Origin of the sequence: Croceitalea sp. MTPC6 (genome assembly GCF_036985525.1) — a bacterium.
In the GTDB taxonomy this organism is placed as follows: Bacteria; Bacteroidota; Bacteroidia; order Flavobacteriales; family Flavobacteriaceae; genus Croceitalea.
On the sequence record NZ_BTGR01000003.1, the window covers coordinates 133,649 to 150,748 of the forward strand.

Sequence of the window (17,100 nt, forward strand, 5' to 3'; positions counted from 1 at the left end):
TTTAACGCCGAATTATAAATTTTTAGTATCCAATCTTATTTCTGACCCGTCCCAAAACTTCGTTTGCCACTTTTTTTGCCTTTTCTGCACCAATGGCAAGTGCTTCATCAACCTCTTTTAAGTTGTTCATGTAATACTCAAACTTTTCACGGGGTTCTTCAAATTTCTGTAAGATTACTTCGTATAGTGCTTGTTTAGCATGACCATAACCATAATTTCCAGCTAAATAATTGGCACTCATTTCCTCAATTTGCACTTGTGAAGCCAGTAATTTATATAAAGCAAAGACATTATCATTAGTTGGGTCCTTAGGGTCTTCCATGGAAGTGCTATCTGTCTGGATTCCCATTAGTTGTTTACGCAACTTTTTATCAGGCTGAAATAGATTAATGATGTTCCCCTTGCTTTTGCTCATTTTCTGCCCATCTGTACCTGGAACATACATAGTGCTTTCTTGGAGTTTAGTTTCTGGCAATACAAAGGTCTCACCAAATAGATTATGAAACCGGGAAGCCACGTCCCTTGTCATTTCCAAATGTTGGGACTGATCTTTACCTACAGGAACTATATTAGCATCATAAAGTAGTATATCAGCGGCCATCAGCATTGGATAGCTGAATAATCCAGCATTTACATCTTCTAATCGGTCTGCCTTATCTTTAAAAGAATGTGCAAGTGTCAATCGTTGATAAGGAAAAAAACAGCTCAAGTACCACGCTAATTCTGTTACTTGGGGCACATCACTTTGGCAATAAAAAACAGTTTTATCAATATCTAACCCAAATGCAAGCCATGTTGCAGCAGTGGCATAGGTATTATTTCTAAGTTCTACTCCATCTTTTATTTGGGTCAATGAATGCATGTCCGCAATAAACAAATAGGACTCATTCTCTGGGTTTTGTGCCATTTGTATTGCAGGAATAATTGCACCTAAAATGTTTCCTAAATGCGGAACACCAGTACTTTGGATTCCCGTTAAAATTCTTGCCATATCATATTTTGAAGTCGTAAAAGTAACAATCCAAAGGGTATAAAAAAAGCGGCTATAAGCCGCTAAACAATTTTGTACAAGAAAGCTATTTTTTAAAGAGACCAGCAACAAATAAAACTACAACTGCACCTATTACCCCAGTAATTAAATCGCCAATAACCCCGGAACCAACATGGATTCCAAGAGTTCCAAACAACCAATTTCCCACTACACCACCAACAATTCCTAAAATTATATTGACAAGCACCCCAAAACCGCCACCTTTCATAATTTTTCCTGCCATCCATCCTGCTAGCGCACCAGTTAATAAAGCATACAAGAGACCCATTTTTTTGTTTTTTAAGGTTAGTAGCTTAAAGATAGCCAAAAATTATATTTTTGACAGTGTCTAAATTTGTTAGAAATATAGGTTATACCCTATATCGATTTTGGTTTTATGTATTGGTAGCTCTACCAATACTGATTTTCTTTCCATTTTTATTATTGACCACACTATCTGAAAGGACTTATCCACAATTTTTTTGGTTGGCCCGAAACCTTTGGGCAAAAACTATACTTTTCGGTATGTTTTGTATTCCTAAAATTAAAAGCGAAGAAGGGATAAAGAAAGGAGAGAACTACATGTTAATTGCAAACCACACTAGTATGTTGGATATTATGCTTATGCTATATGTGAGCAAAAACCCTTTTGTTTTTGTTGGAAAACAGGAACTCGTAAAACTGCCTGTTTTTGGTTTTTTTTACAAGAGAGTATGTATTTTGGTAGATAGGGATAATCCTAAAAGTAGAACAGCGGTATACCGTAGAGTACAACGAAGGCTAAACCAAGGATTGAGTATCTGTATTTTCCCCGAAGGAGGAGTTCCAGATGAAAATGTTCTTTTAGATAGTTTTAAAGATGGGGCATTTCGTATGGCAATTAGGCATAATATACCAATTGTTCCAATTACGTTTTTAGATTGTAAGAAGCGCTTTTCATGGACTTTTTTTAGTGGTGGTCCAGGAAAGCTTAGGGTTAAGGTGCACCAATTCGTAAACACGCAATTGTTAGGTTCAGAAGATACTTCAACGTTAAGGGAAGAAGTGCGAGATACTTTGCTACAAGAACTGAAAGAGCACTCTTAAACCTAAATCTAATTTTAATAGCACCTTCGTACTCTAGATTTAATGATGGAGTAGTCATCTAATAAACTCCAAAAGCATATTAAAAAAGCACCTTGCAACGCCCGCAAGGTGCTTTTCGGATGCCGCGAGTGCGGCACAACCTAACCAACTTTGTTGATTTCTTAATTAAAAATTGAATCGAACACCACTGTACACACCAACAGAATAAGGGTTAAAACTACCAGCTGTGTCTGAAAATGTATTTAATTGGTATTTAAAAACAGGTTCCAAGTTTATTTGAACTTTAGGTGAAAAATCATAACTAAATCCAACACCAACATTGGTGCTAAAATTTATAGAATTTACATTGTTTGCTTCTCCAATTTGGGTAACCAAACCTTCTGATTCCAAGGCAACAGAGTTGTCCACCAAGAATAGGGAACTAACACCCCCAATAAGATTTACACCAACCTTTTTATCCACTAATGTGTAATTTAATTCCAATGGTACTTCCAAATAGCCTAGTTGTTGAGACATGCGGCCATCTCTTTCAGGACTTTGGGCAGAAAAATCGTTAGCGCTTGGGTCAGAAAGGCTATTGGAATTGGTTTTTCTACTTTCCACGACTATAGTCCTTGAAGCGCGAGAAAAATTGATATTTTCTATAGATCCGTCACTGCTAGATGCAACAGACGAGGAAAATACAACTTCATTGGTATCATATCCATAATCTACCTTGTGTACCCCAGAACGTAACTTTAAACGTTTGCCTAGTTTGTAAGCAACGGTTAATCCATAGCTTAAATTGATATTTCCAGATTTTGAATTTTCTACAAAATTGGAATGGATTGGGGAACCCTGTCCAACAGCATCAAAATAGACTGGAGCGATAGATGGTCCAACCGACCATTTATTTTCTTTACTTTCAGCAATGGCAACTTCTTCCTCTTTTTGTTCTACAATAGCGTCAAAAATGGACTTTTTCTCTTCTTTTATTTCAGTGTTTACAACGGCTTCTTCTTTTTTGGACAGTTCTTTTTCTAAATTTTGTTTTTTATCACCGTTCAGTCTTGCTTTTTCTTCATTAACGTCAGTTTGTGAAGCGGCTACTTTGGTTTTTTCTGGTTCATCAACAAGTTCTTTGAAATTGATTTGGTTTTTCAGTTTTTCAGTGTCTTGATTATTGTTTGATTCATGGTTTTCAGCCACAGCAATTCGACCTTTATTTTTGTCATTTTTGTTCTGACCGTCATTTTGAATATTAGTTGTCACTACACCTTTAGAATTGCTTACAGGAGTAATTTCCTTGCCTTTCTCTTTTAATTCTGAATCAGTTAAATGAGAATCAATTTTTTCCCGTTCTGATTCGCTTTTATCAATCTCCACTAGATTATCGGTATCGTTGTTTTTGTCAGGATTGATAATGGCATCGTTCGAAAGCTTCTGATTTTTATTCGATTTGTCATCAGTAATATTTTCCTCTACTTCTGTAGTTTGGTTTACAGGAATATTGCGGTCTTCAAATGGATTTATAACATAAAATAGCAAAGCTAGCAATGCAGCCACACCTCCTAGTTTCCACCATATAGGAATTACCCTTTTCTTATCCTTTTTATCCAAAGATGCCGTTATTGATTCCCAAACTTGCTCGTCTGGAATCTCACGGAAGTCCTTAAACTTCTCTTGGTAGAGATTTTCTAAATTATTCTTTTTCATACTTAATTTTATTAAGCAATGTTTATATTTTCTTTTTCAATTTTTTCTTTCAAAATCATTTTGGCCCTTGCTAAATTCGATTTAGAGGTTCCTGTTGATGTTCCTAACAACTCACTAATTTCTTTGTGGGTATAACCATCCAACACGTACAAATTAAATGTTAGACGGTATTTATTGGGCAGTTCTTGAATATACCCCAATAGTGTAGATAGTTTAATGTCATCAGTATGGTCCGTTTCAATATCCACTTCATCGCCCATATTTTCTGATACGACATCCAAATACTGGTCCTTACGATATTTTTGTAGCACCGTATTTACAGTTATTCTTTTCATCCACCCCTCAAAAGAACCTTTGTATGTAAACTGGCCAATTTTATCGAAAATCGTCATAAAACTGTCATGAAGATTATCTTCAGCTTCCGTTTTATTACGAGAATACTTAAGGCACATTCCAAAAAGCACTCCCGAGTATTTTCGGTAAAGTTCTTCTTGAGCCTTTCTATTGCCCTTTTTACAGTTATTTATGAGTTTTTCAAGACTCAATTTGTTGGTTAGGTTTAAAATTTAAAAAATTCGCTTCTGTTATTGATTTACAGGCACTTCATATTCCACATAAGCTGCATTATCGGATTCATCAACTCCCGAATAAAAGCGGAATATATACGTATCTGTATAATCAACACGAAAAGTAAATGTTGCAGTAACTTCTTCAATTGCCTGAGTACAGGCTTGATTTGTTAAAACAGAGCCAACGGCAGATACGACACGAGTAGTAATCTCTGGAGCGTCTACCTCAAAACCCTCAAAAAATGAACAACTATTTGGTCTTATAAGGACCACATCTATGTCATAGGTTTGGTTATGCTCAAATGATTCTGGAAAATCAGCACTCACTATTTGCAAAGTAGTAAACTGAAAATTCGCATCACTTGTATCTAACGAACAGCTGAATAGGCTTAAAAGAGAGATACAACAAAGCATCATCATTACTTTCTTCATAGGCTTCAATTTCGATAATAAAGATGAGTTTTGCCCAGAAAGGTTGCGTAAAAATAGACTTGTGGGTAAAAAACTATTCTTTTAGTGCGGTAATAGCCTCTTTAATCTTGGTCTCTAACTCTTCTGCCAGTTCAGGATTGTCCTCTAACAGTGACTTAACGGCATCCCGCCCTTGCCCCAATTTAGTGTCGCCGTAACTAAACCAAGAACCACTTTTCTTTACTATTTCATAGGCAACACCTAAATCCAATATTTCACCAACTTTGGAAATACCTTCGCCATACATGATGTCAAACTCGGTAGTTTTAAAAGGAGGCGCTACTTTATTTTTAACCACCTTAACACGGGTCTTATTTCCTAGGACTTCCCCGTCCGTACTTTTTATTTGTGTAGAACGTCTTATATCCAATCTAACCGAAGCATAGAATTTAAGTGCATTACCACCTGTTGTGGTTTCTGGGTTTCCAAACATAACACCAATCTTTTCACGTAATTGGTTGATAAATATTACGGTACAATGGGTTTTACTGATAGTTGAAGTTAATTTACGCAAGGCTTGGGACATTAATCTTGCATGAAGCCCCATTTTTGAGTCCCCCATTTCACCTTCAATCTCACTTTTAGGAGTTAAGGCTGCAACAGAATCAATGATAACAATATCAATGGCACCTGAGCGAATAAGGTTTTCCGTAATCTCCAAAGCTTGCTCACCATGGTCTGGTTGCGATATGATGAGGTTATCGATATCTACCCCCAAGTTTTTGGCATAAAAACGGTCAAAAGCATGCTCAGCATCAATAAAAGCAGCAATACCGCCTGCTTTTTGTGCTTCTGCAATGGCATGGAGCGTTAAAGTAGTTTTACCAGAAGATTCTGGCCCATAAATTTCAATTACCCTGCCTCTAGGATAACCACCAACTCCCAAGGCTAAATCCAGACCTAAAGAACCGGAAGAAATTACTTCAACATCTTCAATTACGGTGTCTCCCATTTTCATAACGGCACCTTTGCCGTATGTTTTGTCCAATTTATCGAGCGTTAATTTTAATGCTTTTAATTTTGCCTCGTTCTCGTTAGCCATGTTAAAAAAATTAGACGACTAAAATACCATTTCTTTTGCATTTAAAAATAGCAACGCAACCTTTTTAAACTGTTTACATCTTTTGGGTGGCTAATTCAATTATATAACTGCAGTTCGCAGGCACTTTATGAGACCGCTGTATCGTATTTTTTATCTATGAAAAAGAAATTTAGTGGTCAAAGGCGCATCCGAAAGTGAGGTGCGCCTTTTTTATTTAATCCTTATTTTTGCACCATTCTTATAACTTAAAATTATTGGTATAGCATGCAACTGTACAATACATTAAGTGCAAGAGAAAGGGAAAAATTGATTGAGGAAGCGGGCAAAGATCGGCTTACCATCTCTTTCTATAAATATGCACATATCGGTAATACCGAAATCTTTAGAAACCATCTTTTTATTAATTGGGATGCCTTAGAAGTATTGGGGCGTATTTATGTAGCTCATGAAGGTATCAATGCCCAACTTTCTTTACCGGCAGAAAACTTTGAAGCTTTTAAAGCACACTTGGACAGTATTGTGTTCTTGAAAAATGTCCGTTTGAATATCGCTATTGAACAAGACAATAAATCCTTTTTAAAATTGAAGGTCAAAGTACGTTCAAAAATAGTTGCCGACGGACTTAATGATAGCACTTTTGATGTAACTGATAAAGGTGTTCATGTTAATGCCGAAAAGTTTAACGAACTAATTGAAGACCCAGATACCGTTCTTGTGGATATGAGAAACCACTATGAAAGTGAAATAGGTCATTTTAAGAATGCTATTACCCCAGATGTGGATACATTCAGGGACTCATTGGATAGTATTGAAAAAGATTTAGCTGATCACAAAGAGGATAAAAAATTGGTCATGTACTGTACCGGTGGAATTCGTTGTGAAAAAGCAAGTGCCTATTATAAACACAAGGGTTTTAAAAATGTTTTTCAATTAGAAGGAGGAATTATTGAATATACGCGACAAGTAGAAAAGAAAAATCTCGAGAATAAGTTTATGGGCAAAAATTTTGTATTTGACCATAGACGAGGAGAACGTATTTCTGAGGATGTGATTGCTAACTGCCATCAATGTGGTAAGCCTTGCGACACCCACGTGAATTGCGCCAATGAAGCTTGTCACCTTTTGTTTATTCAATGTGAAACATGTGCTACAGCCATGGACAATTGTTGTTCAAATAGTTGTAAAGAAATCCATTCATTACCCTATGAAGAGCAGAAAAAGCTCCGAAAAGGAAAACACGCCAGTAATAAAATCTTTAAAAAAGGACGTTCAGAGGTACTAAAGTTTAAAAAGTAACATTTCCCTCCTGCAACTATTTATAGTATATTTACTTCTAGTTAATTTATGAACCCTTATTAAGGAAATTGATTTACTATTTCCTTAATTCAATATATACGATATGGGATGTAGCAGTTGTTCAACCGGCAAGGATGGGCAGCCGCGGGGATGCAAGAATAATGGCACTTGTGGCACTGATGGTTGTAATAAACTCACGGTATTTGATTGGCTTTCCAATATGTCTTTGCCCAATGGGCAAAAACCTTTTGACTGTGTAGAGGTCCGTTTTAAAAACAGCAGAAAAGATTTTTATAGAAACGTAGATGGCTTACCACTTGTCATAGGAGATGTTGTTGCTACGCAGGCAAAATCAGGTCATGATGTTGGAATTGTTACTTTGACAGGAGAACTTGTAAAGGTTCAAATGAAGCGAAAAAAAGTAGCTATTGAAGACCCAAACCTTCCAAAAATATATCGAAAAGCTTCTCAAAGAGATATAGATATCTGGCAAAAATGCAGAAACAAAGAAGCAGAAATTCAAAAACGTTCCAGAGAAATTGCTATTTCTCTCAATTTACAGATGAAGCTCAGTGATGTAGAGTTTCAAGGAGATGGTTCCAAGGCAACTTTTTACTACACTGCAGAAGAGCGGGTTGATTTTCGTCAATTGATAAAAGATATGGCAAGGGCTTTTTCCATTCGTATAGAAATGCGCCAAATAGGATATCGGCAAGAAGCACAACGTTTGGGAGGAATTGGCTCTTGTGGTCGTGAACTCTGTTGCTCCACTTGGCTTCATGATTTTAGATCGGTAAGCACCTCCTCCGCTAGATATCAACAGTTAGCATTAAATCCACAAAAGTTGGCGGGACAATGTGGAAAGCTCAAGTGTTGTTTGAATTATGAGTTAGATATGTATTTGGACGCCTTAAAGGATTTTCCTGGTCAGGATACCAAATTGCATACAGAGAAAGGAGTGGCCTTTTGTCAAAAATCAGATATTTTTAAGGAAACACTTTGGTTCTCTTATAAAAATGACCCATCCAATTGGCATGCCCTAAGTAAGGAAAGAGTTCAACAGATAATAGAAAAAAATAAGAAAAAAGAATCTGTGGCAAGTCTAGAGCAGTATGTGGTCGAAGCTATTTCAGAAGAAAAAATGGTTTTCGAAAATGTGGTCGGGCAAGATAGCCTTAACCGGTTTGATAGGCCTAAAAAGAAAAAGAAAAAAAGAAATAATAAAAAGCATAGAAGAAATAAACAAAATGCACCTAAGAGCACTTAAAGCACTCCTCTTTTTCACCATGTTTGTTCTGTTGGTTTCTTGTGAAACGCAGACTGTGTATTCAGATTACCAACAATTGGACAATGGGGTATGGAAAGTGGAGGATACCATTCAATTTAGCTTTTCGGAGCTTGATTCTTTGGAAAAATATGATATGTTTTTGAATGTCCGTAATGATAATGACTTTGCCTTTAGCAATTTGTTTTTGATTACGGAGTTAAACTATCCAGGTGGAGAAACCGTTTCTGACACCTTAGAATATGAAATGGCATTGCCCGATGGTAGTTGGTTGGGGAAAGGATTCGGAAGTATTAAAGAAAGTAAACTTTGGTATCGCGAAAACATCGTTTTTCCAGATTCTGGCGTATATAATTTAAAGATTTCGCATGCTATGCGAAAAAATGGTAATGTAGAGGGAATCTCAAACCTTCAAGGCATTACGGATATAGGTGTAGAAATTACTAAAAGAATAAAATAGCCATGGCAAAAGCTGCTAAAAAGAAAAGTACGGGTTTCTTCAAATACATAAAATGGTTCTGGATTTTATTTGGTGCGGGATTACTAGCTGTAGTTTTAGTATTTCTTTTGGCTTCTTGGGAAGCTTTTGGTGAAATGCCAACTTTTGAAAAATTAGAAAACCCACAGACCAATCTGGCTACAGAATTTATTTCTTCAGATGGGGAAACCCTTGGAAAACTCTATTTAGATGATAATAGAACACCGGTCTCTTTTGATCAGCTCCCAAAGAATTTAGTGGATGCTTTGGTGGCCACAGAAGATGCTCGTTATTACGATCATGCAGGAATAGATGCCAGAGGTACACTAAGGGCTTTTGCCTATCTGGGCAAAAAAGGTGGAGCAAGTACTATTTCTCAACAATTGGCACGGCAACTTTTTGTTGGGATTAGAGCTAAAGACTGGACCAAGTATACCCAAAAAATAAAAGAATGGGTAATTGCTACACGCTTAGAACGTAATTATACCAAGGAAGAAATCATAGCGATGTATCTTAATATTTATGATTTTGGGTACGCCGCAGATGGGATTAGATCTGCAGCTAGAATTTATTTTGGTAAAGAACCAAATGAATTGAAGATTGAAGAATCTGCCATGCTGGTGGGAATGCTCAAAAACTCATCTTTATTCAACCCATTAAGGAGAGAGGAAATGGTCTTCAATCGTAGAAATACTGTTTTGGGACAAATGGCTAAATATGGGTATATAACAGAAAAAGAAAAGGATTCTTTGCAAGAGTTAAAGATGGACTTAAACTTTAGCCCAGAATCCCATAAGGAAGGATTGGCTACATATTTGAGAATGTATCTTCAACGGAGTTGGCTTAAAAAATGGATCAAAGAAAACAAAAAGCCTAACGGGGAAGATTACAATATGTATCTAGATGGCTTAAAAATTTATACTACCATCGACTCTAGAATGCAAAAGAACGCAGAGGATGCGGTTGTAGCACATATGAAAAAGTTGCAAGCTGAATTTTTTGTACAGAATACCAAAGAACGAAATCCTACAACTCCATTTCTAGATTTAGAAAAGTTTGAAATAGATAACATTATGGAAAGGGCTATAAAAACGTCTTCCCGTTGGAAGGCATTAAAAGCCCAAGGTAAATCAGAAAATGAGATAAGAGCTTCTTTCAAAGAAAAGGTTGATATGACTGTTTTTGACTGGAATAGCGATTCCTATGAAAAAGATACGGTGATGACTCCTATGGATTCCATTCGCTATTACAAAACTTTTTTACGAACGGCAATGATGTCAATGGAACCCCAAACCGGTCATGTAAAAGCATGGGTAGGTGGAACAGATTACAAGCATTTTCAATATGACAATGTAATCCAGGGAGCGAGACAAGCAGGGTCTACGTTTAAGCCTTTTGTATATGCAGCAGCTATAGATCAGTTGCGCTATTCGCCATGTGATTCTCTGCCAGACACACAATATTGTATTGAGGCTGGAAAACATGGGAATATGGAAAAATGGTGCCCCAAAAACTCAGATGGACAATATTCTTTGGAAAAGAAAACACTAAAAAAAGCCTTGGCAAATTCGGTAAATACGGTAACAGCTCAATTAATAGACAAAGTAGGCCCTGGTTCCGTTGCTAGAATTGCAAAGAGCATGGGTATTACTCGTGAAATATTAGAAGTGCCTGCTATTGCCTTAGGGGTGCCAGAAATGAATGTGTTTGAAATGGTTGGGGCCTACGGGACGTTTGCCAATCAAGGAGTGTATGTAAAACCAGTAGTGGTTACAAGAATAGAAGATAAATATGGGACTGTGCTTTATGAGTATGTTCCAGAAACTAAAGACGTTTTGAGTAAAGATGTTGCTTATGCAATGATAAATCTCATGGAAGGGGTCACGCAATATGGATCTGGGGGCAGATTGCGACATACTTTTAACAAAGAAAATACAGTTTATAAAGAGGTAGTTACAGGTTATCCCTATGAATTAACTAATCCTATTGCTGGTAAAACGGGAACTACGCAAAACCAAAGTGATGGATGGTTTATGGGTATGGTTCCAAATTTGGTTACAGGTGTTTGGGTTGGAGGTGAGGAAAGAGCTACTCATTTTAATAGATTGGCGTATGGACAAGGAGCATCCATGGCACTGCCTATATGGGGACTTTACATGAAAGCAAATTATGCCAATGAAGAGATAGGTGTTTCAAAAGAAGCTTTTGAAAAGCCAGATAACTTATCCATCAATGTAGATTGTACCAAAATTATCGCAGAAATGAAAGATGATTTGGATACGGAGGATGATTTGGATTTTTAATACAAAAGGATGATAAAGAAAGTAGTTTCCAATGTTTCTGAAGCATTGCACGGAGTCCAAGATGGGATGACTTTTATGTTAGGAGGATTTGGTCTTTGTGGAATTCCTGAAAATGCCATTGCAGAATTGGTACAAATAAGTGTAAAAGATATCACCTGTATCTCAAACAATGCAGGGGTGGATGATTTTGGATTGGGATTGCTGCTTCAAAATCATCAAATCAAAAAAATGATTTCTTCCTATGTTGGCGAGAATGACGAATTTGAACGCCAAATGTTAAGCGGAGAATTAGAAGTGGAACTAACACCGCAAGGCACACTTGCGGAAAAATGCCGTGCTGCTCAGGCTGGTTTTCCAGCTTTCTATACCCCAGCGGGTTTTGGAACAGAAGTAGCTGAAGGAAAAGAGACAAGAGAGTTTGATGGTAAAATGTATGTACTTGAGCCTGCATTTAAAGCCGACTTTTCTTTTGTAAAAGCTTGGAAAGGAGACGAGGCAGGCAATCTAATTTTTAAGGGAACTGCTAGAAATTTTAATCCATGTATGTGTGGTGCAGCAACCATTACTGTTGCTGAGGTCGAAGAACTGGTTCCTGCAGGTAAGTTAGACCCCAATGAGATTCATATTCCTGGAATATTTGTACAACGAATTTTCCAAGGGGAACACTATGAAAAGAGAATAGAACAACGAACTGTAAGACAAAAGGCAGATGCTTGATAAAAACGGAATAGCAAAGCGAATCGCCAAAGAAGTACAAGATGGCTATTATGTGAATCTTGGGATTGGTATTCCAACTTTGGTTGCCAATTTTGTACGAGATGATATTAGCGTAGAATTTCAAAGTGAGAATGGAGTACTTGGAATGGGCCCTTTTCCGTTTGAAGGGGAAGAAGATGCAGATATCATTAACGCAGGTAAACAAACCATCACAACACTTCCAGGAGCTTCTTTTTTTGATTCGGCCACAAGTTTTTCCATGATTAGAGGACAGCATGTAGATCTTACTATTTTGGGAGCTATGGAAGTTGCAGAGAATGGGGATATTGCCAATTGGAAAATTCCTGGCAAGATGGTCAAGGGTATGGGTGGCGCGATGGATTTGGTTGCATCTGCTGAAAATATTATTGTTGCCATGATGCATACCAATAGGGCAGGAGCCTCAAAATTGCTTAAAAAATGCTCTTTACCTTTAACCGGTGTTGGTTGTGTTAATAAGATTGTTACAAATCTAGCTGTTCTTGAAGTTACTAAAGCTGGGTTTAAATTAGTAGAGAGAGCCCCAGGGGTTTCTGTAGAAGATATCCAAAACGCGACTGAAGGTAAATTAATCGTTGAAGGAGATATCCCGGAAATGATAATTTAAAATCCAATTTTATCGACGAAATGAAACCAGTTGTTCTATTTACAACAGGTTAAACAAAATTCACAACATAAATTTTAACTTTTTTTAGTACTTCATTAGTTTTGTTTTCATAAATATTTTACCCAAATTCAACAACTTAAAATTTAACCCCATGACATCAGAATTTAACCATATGCCTGTAGAAGAAGAAATCAAGGTATATCGTAATGACTTTTATGCTGGCTTTGTTCTTTTAGTACGAAAGCTTTTTATGTTATAAGACTCATTTAAACGTTTAAAAAAAGCCCGACATTGTCGGGCTTTTTTTATGGAGTAAAACGAAATAGTTGTCTAGCTCATATTGCATTAAATCGATAAAATTAGACATTTTGTCGATATTAAATATCAAAAATGTAGGAATAAGACTACAAATTTGACTGATTCACAACATATATTATTATTTAGGCTTATTCAGATGTAGGTTTGTATCAACAAATCTTGCGAGTCCCAAATCGCAATTAAAACCTACATTATGAAACCTACATTTATGATAGTATTGTCATTTTTAATATTTAGTTGCTCTGAAGTTGAAACAGCAGAAGACCCCATCTTGGGAATTTGGATGAATGAACTTCAGAGCGAACTACTAATTGAAGGAGAGACCGTAACCGAGCAAGAGTGGATTTTTAATGACCTATACAAAGGTCGCTTTCATGGTTATAGAAATGGAGAAGTAGTTTATGAGATGGACTACAATTGGAGTAATGATAATGGAGTTTATACTTTAACCTATAATGCAGGTGAACTAGACGCAATTACTTTTAGAATGGAAGACACAATCTTAAGAACAGTAGAAGGAAATGTAGTTGCTGAAAGAGAAAAATATCCAGAAGATATATTTAACGACTAAGAAAATAGAACATTAAAAAATCCCAAATTTTTCAATTATGGCAATAGTAACCTACATTTTCGAATTACTATCAATAAGCCCCGAACCAACCTACACCTTAATTTTAATCCCAATTAAATCTAAAAATTATGATACCCCAAATCAATGAAGAATCTACAAGTAAAAAAGGCAATAAGAACAATGGTCACTTTTATAAAGCATTAGTTGTTCTTACCAAAAAGCTTTTTATGCTATAAAGATTTACCTACAAAAACAGTAAAAGGGCAGCATTATTAATGTTGCCCTTTTTCGTTACATTAGTTTCATGAAGCTACGCTTTCAAAAATGTAACGAGAAAGACTTAAACGTACTTACAAAGATTTCTAAAGAAACTTTCATCGATGCTTTTGAAGACCAAAATAATCCAGATGATTTTCAAGATTACATAAATAAAGCATTTTCAATTTCCACCTTAAATAAAGAACTTAACAATTTAAATTCGCAATTTTTCTTTGTTTATAGCAATCAAAAATTGATTGGTTATTTTAAGCTGAATGAGTTTGATGCGCAAAGCGAACTAAAAGAAGCCCAAGGAATTGAATTGGAACGAATTTATATCATCAAGAAACATCAAGGAAAAAGCATAGGTACACAAACCTTATTAGAGATTTTAAAAATCGCGAGACAAAAAGAGAAACAATATATTTGGCTTGGGGTATGGGAACATAACTTGAACGCCATCCGTTTTTACCAAAAACATGGTTTTATAAAGTTTGATAAACACCCATACTACATAGGAAAGGATAAACAAACCGATTGGTTAATGCGAAAAGAACTGTAATATGAGAGCAATTACTATAAGTTTTTTAATGGCTTTTTTAGCCTTAAATGTAATTAGGGCGCAAGAATACTACTTTCCTGAACGCAATGAAGTTTGGAAGCAAGAGCCTGCCAATAAGCTTAAAATCAACCAGACAAAACTGGATGATGCCGTTGAGTTTGCCATGGACAATGAATACTCTGGTTCTAGAGATTTGCGTATTGCCATTTTAAAAGGCTTTGAAAGAGAGCCTTTTCATGAGATTTTAGGTCCTACCAAAAAGCGTGGAGGCCCAGCTGGGATGATTTTAAAGAATGGTTATGTTGTTGCCTCATGGGGAGATACCAAAAGAGTGGATATGACTTTTAGTGTGACCAAAAGCTTCCTTTCCACAGTGGCAGGTTTGGCGGTCGACCAAAATTTGATTGCGGACACTAACGATAAAGTTGGAAGCTATATCTGGGATGGTACTTTTGGTGGGGAGCATAATTCCAAAATTACTTGGGAGCATTTGTTACAGCAAAATTCCGCTTGGTCTGGAGAGCTATGGGGAGGAAAAGATTGGGCAGATAGACCACCAAGAGAAGGCGGTATTGATGATTGGAAGCTTGAAAAACCAAAAGAACCTGGAATAGTTATGGAATATAATGACGTTCGCGTAAATGTTTTGGCGTATTCTTTAACCCATATTTGGCGCCAGCCAGCACCAAAGGTTTTAAAAGAAAATTTAATGGATAAAATAGATGCTTCCACAACTTGGCGTTGGCATGGGTATGACCATGCTTGGACAGAAATTGATGGTATAAAAATGAAATCTGTAACTGGTGGGGGACATTCTGGTGCTGGACTATTTATTTCTACTGAAGATATGGCTCGTTTTGGGCTGTTGTTTTTAAATAATGGTAAATGGAAAACAGAGCAATTAATCAGTAAAGAATGGATTAAGAAAGCAATTGAACCCTCAAAAACAAATGTAAATTATGGCTACATGTGGTGGTTGAACAAGAAAGGAAATCGGCATTGGGAAGGACTTTCAGAGAACATCTTCTATGCAGCGGGCTTTGGAGGTAATTTTATAGTAATTGATAAAGAGAACAATTTGGTGGTGGTCACCCGTTGGCTAGAGCCAAGAAAAATAGGTGAATTTGTGACCATGGTAAATGCTTCCTTAAATTAGATTCTATTAATTATTTCTGCAGCTTTATCTAAAGTTTCTTCGGTTTTTGCAAAGCAGAACCGTAATTGGTTATGGTCTGCATTGTTTAAGTTAAAAACTGATAGAGGAATACTGGCAATTTTATGTTCTGTAATTAGTAGTTTTGAAAATTCCACATCGCTTTCTTCCGTGATTTTGGAATAGTCAACTACCTGAAAATAAGTACCAGCAGCTGGAGTAAACTGAAATCGGGAAGTTGCTATTGCTTTTAGAAAATAGTCCCGTTTTTTTTGATAAAAATCACTAAGCCCCAAATAGGTATCTTCATTTTTTAAATAGTTAGCAATCCCTTTTTGCATGGGGTGGTTTACACAAAACACATTATACTGGTGTACTTTTTGGAACTCTTCCATCAAGTCTTTGGGACCAGCAATATAACCCAGTTTCCATCCTGTAACGTGAAAGGTTTTCCCAAAAGAAGCACATAATAAACTACGATTGGTCAAATCTGGATATTTTGCCACACTTTCATGAGAATGATTGTCAAATACAATATGCTCATAAACTTCATCACTCAAAAGAATACTATTGGTGTCCTTTAAAGTATCTGAAAGTTGAAGCATATCTGACTTAGAAAAAATGGTTCCGCTAGGATTGTGAGGCGTATTGATAATAACCATTTTGGTTTTATCAGTGAGTTTAGATTTAAAATCATCCCAATTCACTTTAAAATTCTTTCCTGATAATTGTAGCGGTACTACTTTACCCCCTGCAAGTTCAATAGCTGGCTCATAACAATCATAAGCTGGTTTTAGCACAACCACTTCGTCATCTGGTTTAACAAAAGCTGCTATCGCAGTAAAAATTGCTTGCGTAGCACCAGCGGTTATAGTAATTTCATATTCTGGATGGTAAGCTTTTCCATAAAGGGATTCAATCTTTTCAGCGATAATTTCCCTAAGTGAATAAATACCTTGCATTGGGGCATATTGATTAAGACCATTATTCATGGCCTCACCAACTAATTGTAAGAGCATTGGGTCTGTGCCAAAATTTGGGAAGCCTTGCGATAGGTTTACTGCCTTATGTTCATTGGCCAATTTGCCTATGACAGTAAAAATTGTATTGCCAATATTTGTCAATTTGGAATTATGCAGAATCATATTTTATCAAATGCTTTAAGACCGAATTTAAACATTCCTCAAGGTTCTTATTGACTTCTCTCTCCCAAAAACGGAATACTTTATATCCAAGTCTTTCTAATTCAGTATTAACTTCTTGGTCACGTTGTATGTTACGTTCAATTTTCGGTATCCAGAATTCCCGGTTGGTCTTTATTTTTGTTTTTCGCTCTTCCCAGTTATACCCATGCCAAAATTCACCATCAATGAAAATGGCCGTTTTATATTTTTTTAAAAGAATGTCCGGTTTACCGATGAGTTTTTTATAATCGATTCTATAGCGAAAGCCAGCTGCCCAAAGTGCTCTTCTAAAAGCAAGTTCGGGCTTTGTGTTTTTACCCCGAATCTTACTCATTATCTTAGAACGCTGTGGTGTGGTATAAAACCCAGACTCTTCATTGAATCGAGGTACTTTAATACGTTCTTCCGAATACTTTTTGGGCATATCTCAATATAA

18 protein-coding genes are annotated in these 17,100 nt (G+C 36.4%); 10 read left to right on the top strand and 8 right to left on the bottom strand.

Translation table 11 applies throughout. From position 1 onward, the window contains the following. Positions 1-22: 22 nt before the first annotated feature. Both trpS and AACP56_RS07210 read right to left on the bottom strand, forming a co-directional pair. The gene (trpS, locus tag AACP56_RS07205; protein ID WP_339335951.1) at positions 23-991 is read right to left on the bottom strand and encodes a tryptophan--tRNA ligase; all 969 of its coding nucleotides are present in this window, start codon (positions 989-991) and stop codon (positions 23-25) included. A gap of 85 nt (positions 992-1,076) precedes the next feature. Continuing rightward, a complete protein-coding gene (locus AACP56_RS07210) occupies positions 1,077-1,319 on the bottom strand; it encodes a GlsB/YeaQ/YmgE family stress response membrane protein (protein ID WP_339335949.1) in 243 nt (80 codons plus the stop codon). Positions 1,320-1,375: 56 nt separating this feature from the next. On the opposite strand from AACP56_RS07210, the gene AACP56_RS07215 reads away from it, so the two are divergent. Further along, positions 1,376-2,116: a lysophospholipid acyltransferase family protein gene (locus AACP56_RS07215; protein WP_339337021.1), complete on the top strand. Its 741-nt coding sequence runs from the start codon at positions 1,376-1,378 to the stop codon at positions 2,114-2,116. A gap of 165 nt (positions 2,117-2,281) precedes the next feature. On the opposite strand, the gene AACP56_RS07220 is transcribed toward AACP56_RS07215, so the two are convergent. The 4 genes from AACP56_RS07220 to recA form a co-directional block, all read right to left on the bottom strand. Beyond that, on the bottom strand, positions 2,282-3,811 hold the full coding sequence (locus AACP56_RS07220; protein ID WP_339335947.1) for a hypothetical protein: 1,530 nt from the start codon (positions 3,809-3,811) through the stop codon (positions 2,282-2,284). An 11-nt stretch (positions 3,812-3,822) separates the two neighbouring features. Beyond that, entirely contained in the window at positions 3,823-4,356 is a 534-nt protein-coding gene (locus AACP56_RS07225) for an RNA polymerase sigma factor (RefSeq protein ID WP_339335945.1), read from the bottom strand. Positions 4,357-4,395: 39 nt separating this feature from the next. After that, positions 4,396-4,812 carry a hypothetical protein gene (locus AACP56_RS07230; protein WP_339335943.1) on the bottom strand — a complete coding sequence of 139 codons (417 nt, stop codon included), beginning with the start codon at positions 4,810-4,812 and terminating at the stop codon, positions 4,396-4,398. 73 nt (positions 4,813-4,885) lie between these two features. Continuing rightward, the gene (gene recA, locus AACP56_RS07235; RefSeq protein WP_339335941.1) at positions 4,886-5,893 is read right to left on the bottom strand and encodes a recombinase RecA; all 1,008 of its coding nucleotides are present in this window, start codon (positions 5,891-5,893) and stop codon (positions 4,886-4,888) included. Between the two features lie 264 nt (positions 5,894-6,157). Between recA and trhO the strand changes: the two genes are divergently transcribed. The 9 genes from trhO (at position 6,158) to AACP56_RS07280 (ending at position 15,483) form a co-directional block, all read left to right on the top strand. After that, complete coding sequence (trhO, locus tag AACP56_RS07240; RefSeq protein WP_339335939.1) at positions 6,158-7,189, top strand: oxygen-dependent tRNA uridine(34) hydroxylase TrhO; 1,032 nt, start codon at positions 6,158-6,160, stop codon at positions 7,187-7,189. A gap of 103 nt (positions 7,190-7,292) precedes the next feature. Continuing rightward, on the top strand, positions 7,293-8,456 hold the full coding sequence (locus tag AACP56_RS07245; RefSeq protein WP_339335937.1) for a PSP1 domain-containing protein: 1,164 nt from the start codon (positions 7,293-7,295) through the stop codon (positions 8,454-8,456). After that, positions 8,437-8,934: a gliding motility lipoprotein GldH gene (locus AACP56_RS07250; RefSeq protein WP_339335935.1), complete on the top strand. Its 498-nt coding sequence runs from the start codon at positions 8,437-8,439 to the stop codon at positions 8,932-8,934. Before AACP56_RS07245 ends, AACP56_RS07250 begins: the two co-directional genes overlap by 20 nt. A 2-nt stretch (positions 8,935-8,936) precedes the next feature. After that, positions 8,937-11,255, top strand: a complete 2,319-nt coding sequence (locus AACP56_RS07255; protein ID WP_339335933.1) for a transglycosylase domain-containing protein — start codon at positions 8,937-8,939, stop codon at positions 11,253-11,255. A gap of 9 nt (positions 11,256-11,264) precedes the next feature. Further along, entirely contained in the window at positions 11,265-11,972 is a 708-nt protein-coding gene (locus AACP56_RS07260; protein ID WP_339335931.1) for a CoA transferase subunit A, read from the top strand. Beyond that, entirely contained in the window at positions 11,965-12,618 is a 654-nt protein-coding gene (locus AACP56_RS07265) for a CoA transferase subunit B (protein ID WP_339335929.1), read from the top strand. Before AACP56_RS07260 ends, AACP56_RS07265 begins: the two co-directional genes overlap by 8 nt. A gap of 511 nt (positions 12,619-13,129) precedes the next feature. After that, on the top strand, positions 13,130-13,507 hold the full coding sequence (locus AACP56_RS07270) for a hypothetical protein (RefSeq protein ID WP_339335927.1): 378 nt from the start codon (positions 13,130-13,132) through the stop codon (positions 13,505-13,507). Between the two features lie 304 nt (positions 13,508-13,811). Further along, the gene (locus tag AACP56_RS07275) at positions 13,812-14,327 is read left to right on the top strand and encodes a GNAT family N-acetyltransferase (protein ID WP_339335925.1); all 516 of its coding nucleotides are present in this window, start codon (positions 13,812-13,814) and stop codon (positions 14,325-14,327) included. Between the two features lies 1 nt (position 14,328). Beyond that, a complete protein-coding gene (locus tag AACP56_RS07280) occupies positions 14,329-15,483 on the top strand; it encodes a serine hydrolase domain-containing protein (RefSeq protein ID WP_339335923.1) in 1,155 nt (384 codons plus the stop codon). Here the strand turns inward: AACP56_RS07280 and AACP56_RS07285 are convergent. Both AACP56_RS07285 and AACP56_RS07290 read right to left on the bottom strand, forming a co-directional pair. Further along, a complete protein-coding gene (locus tag AACP56_RS07285) occupies positions 15,480-16,625 on the bottom strand; it encodes a methionine aminotransferase (protein WP_445227699.1) in 1,146 nt (381 codons plus the stop codon). The genes AACP56_RS07280 and AACP56_RS07285 overlap by 4 nt on opposite strands. Then, positions 16,612-17,088, bottom strand: a complete 477-nt coding sequence (locus AACP56_RS07290; RefSeq protein ID WP_339335921.1) for a very short patch repair endonuclease — start codon at positions 17,086-17,088, stop codon at positions 16,612-16,614. The genes AACP56_RS07285 and AACP56_RS07290 overlap by 14 nt, the downstream gene beginning before the upstream one ends. Between the last annotated feature and the right edge of the window lie 12 nt (positions 17,089-17,100).

Coding starts and splice junctions, on each gene's coding strand:
- trhO (WP_339335939.1), top strand. CDS start 6,158: ATGCAACTGTACAATACATTAAGTGCAAGAGAAAGGGAAAAATTGATT.
- AACP56_RS07230 (WP_339335943.1), bottom strand. CDS start 4,812: ATGAAGAAAGTAATGATGATGCTTTGTTGTATCTCTCTTTTAAGCCTA.
- AACP56_RS07250 (WP_339335935.1), top strand. CDS start 8,437: ATGCACCTAAGAGCACTTAAAGCACTCCTCTTTTTCACCATGTTTGTT.
- AACP56_RS07245 (WP_339335937.1), top strand. CDS start 7,293: ATGGGATGTAGCAGTTGTTCAACCGGCAAGGATGGGCAGCCGCGGGGA.
- AACP56_RS07265 (WP_339335929.1), top strand. CDS start 11,965: ATGCTTGATAAAAACGGAATAGCAAAGCGAATCGCCAAAGAAGTACAA.
- AACP56_RS07285 (WP_445227699.1), bottom strand. CDS start 16,625: ATGATTCTGCATAATTCCAAATTGACAAATATTGGCAATACAATTTTT.
- AACP56_RS07210 (WP_339335949.1), bottom strand. CDS start 1,319: ATGGGTCTCTTGTATGCTTTATTAACTGGTGCGCTAGCAGGATGGATG.
- recA (WP_339335941.1), bottom strand. CDS start 5,893: ATGGCTAACGAGAACGAGGCAAAATTAAAAGCATTAAAATTAACGCTC.
- AACP56_RS07270 (WP_339335927.1), top strand. CDS start 13,130: ATGAAACCTACATTTATGATAGTATTGTCATTTTTAATATTTAGTTGC.
- AACP56_RS07220 (WP_339335947.1), bottom strand. CDS start 3,811: ATGAAAAAGAATAATTTAGAAAATCTCTACCAAGAGAAGTTTAAGGAC.
- trpS (WP_339335951.1), bottom strand. CDS start 991: ATGGCAAGAATTTTAACGGGAATCCAAAGTACTGGTGTTCCGCATTTA.
- AACP56_RS07260 (WP_339335931.1), top strand. CDS start 11,265: ATGATAAAGAAAGTAGTTTCCAATGTTTCTGAAGCATTGCACGGAGTC.
- AACP56_RS07275 (WP_339335925.1), top strand. CDS start 13,812: ATGAAGCTACGCTTTCAAAAATGTAACGAGAAAGACTTAAACGTACTT.
- AACP56_RS07280 (WP_339335923.1), top strand. CDS start 14,329: ATGAGAGCAATTACTATAAGTTTTTTAATGGCTTTTTTAGCCTTAAAT.
- AACP56_RS07290 (WP_339335921.1), bottom strand. CDS start 17,088: ATGCCCAAAAAGTATTCGGAAGAACGTATTAAAGTACCTCGATTCAAT.
- AACP56_RS07255 (WP_339335933.1), top strand. CDS start 8,937: ATGGCAAAAGCTGCTAAAAAGAAAAGTACGGGTTTCTTCAAATACATA.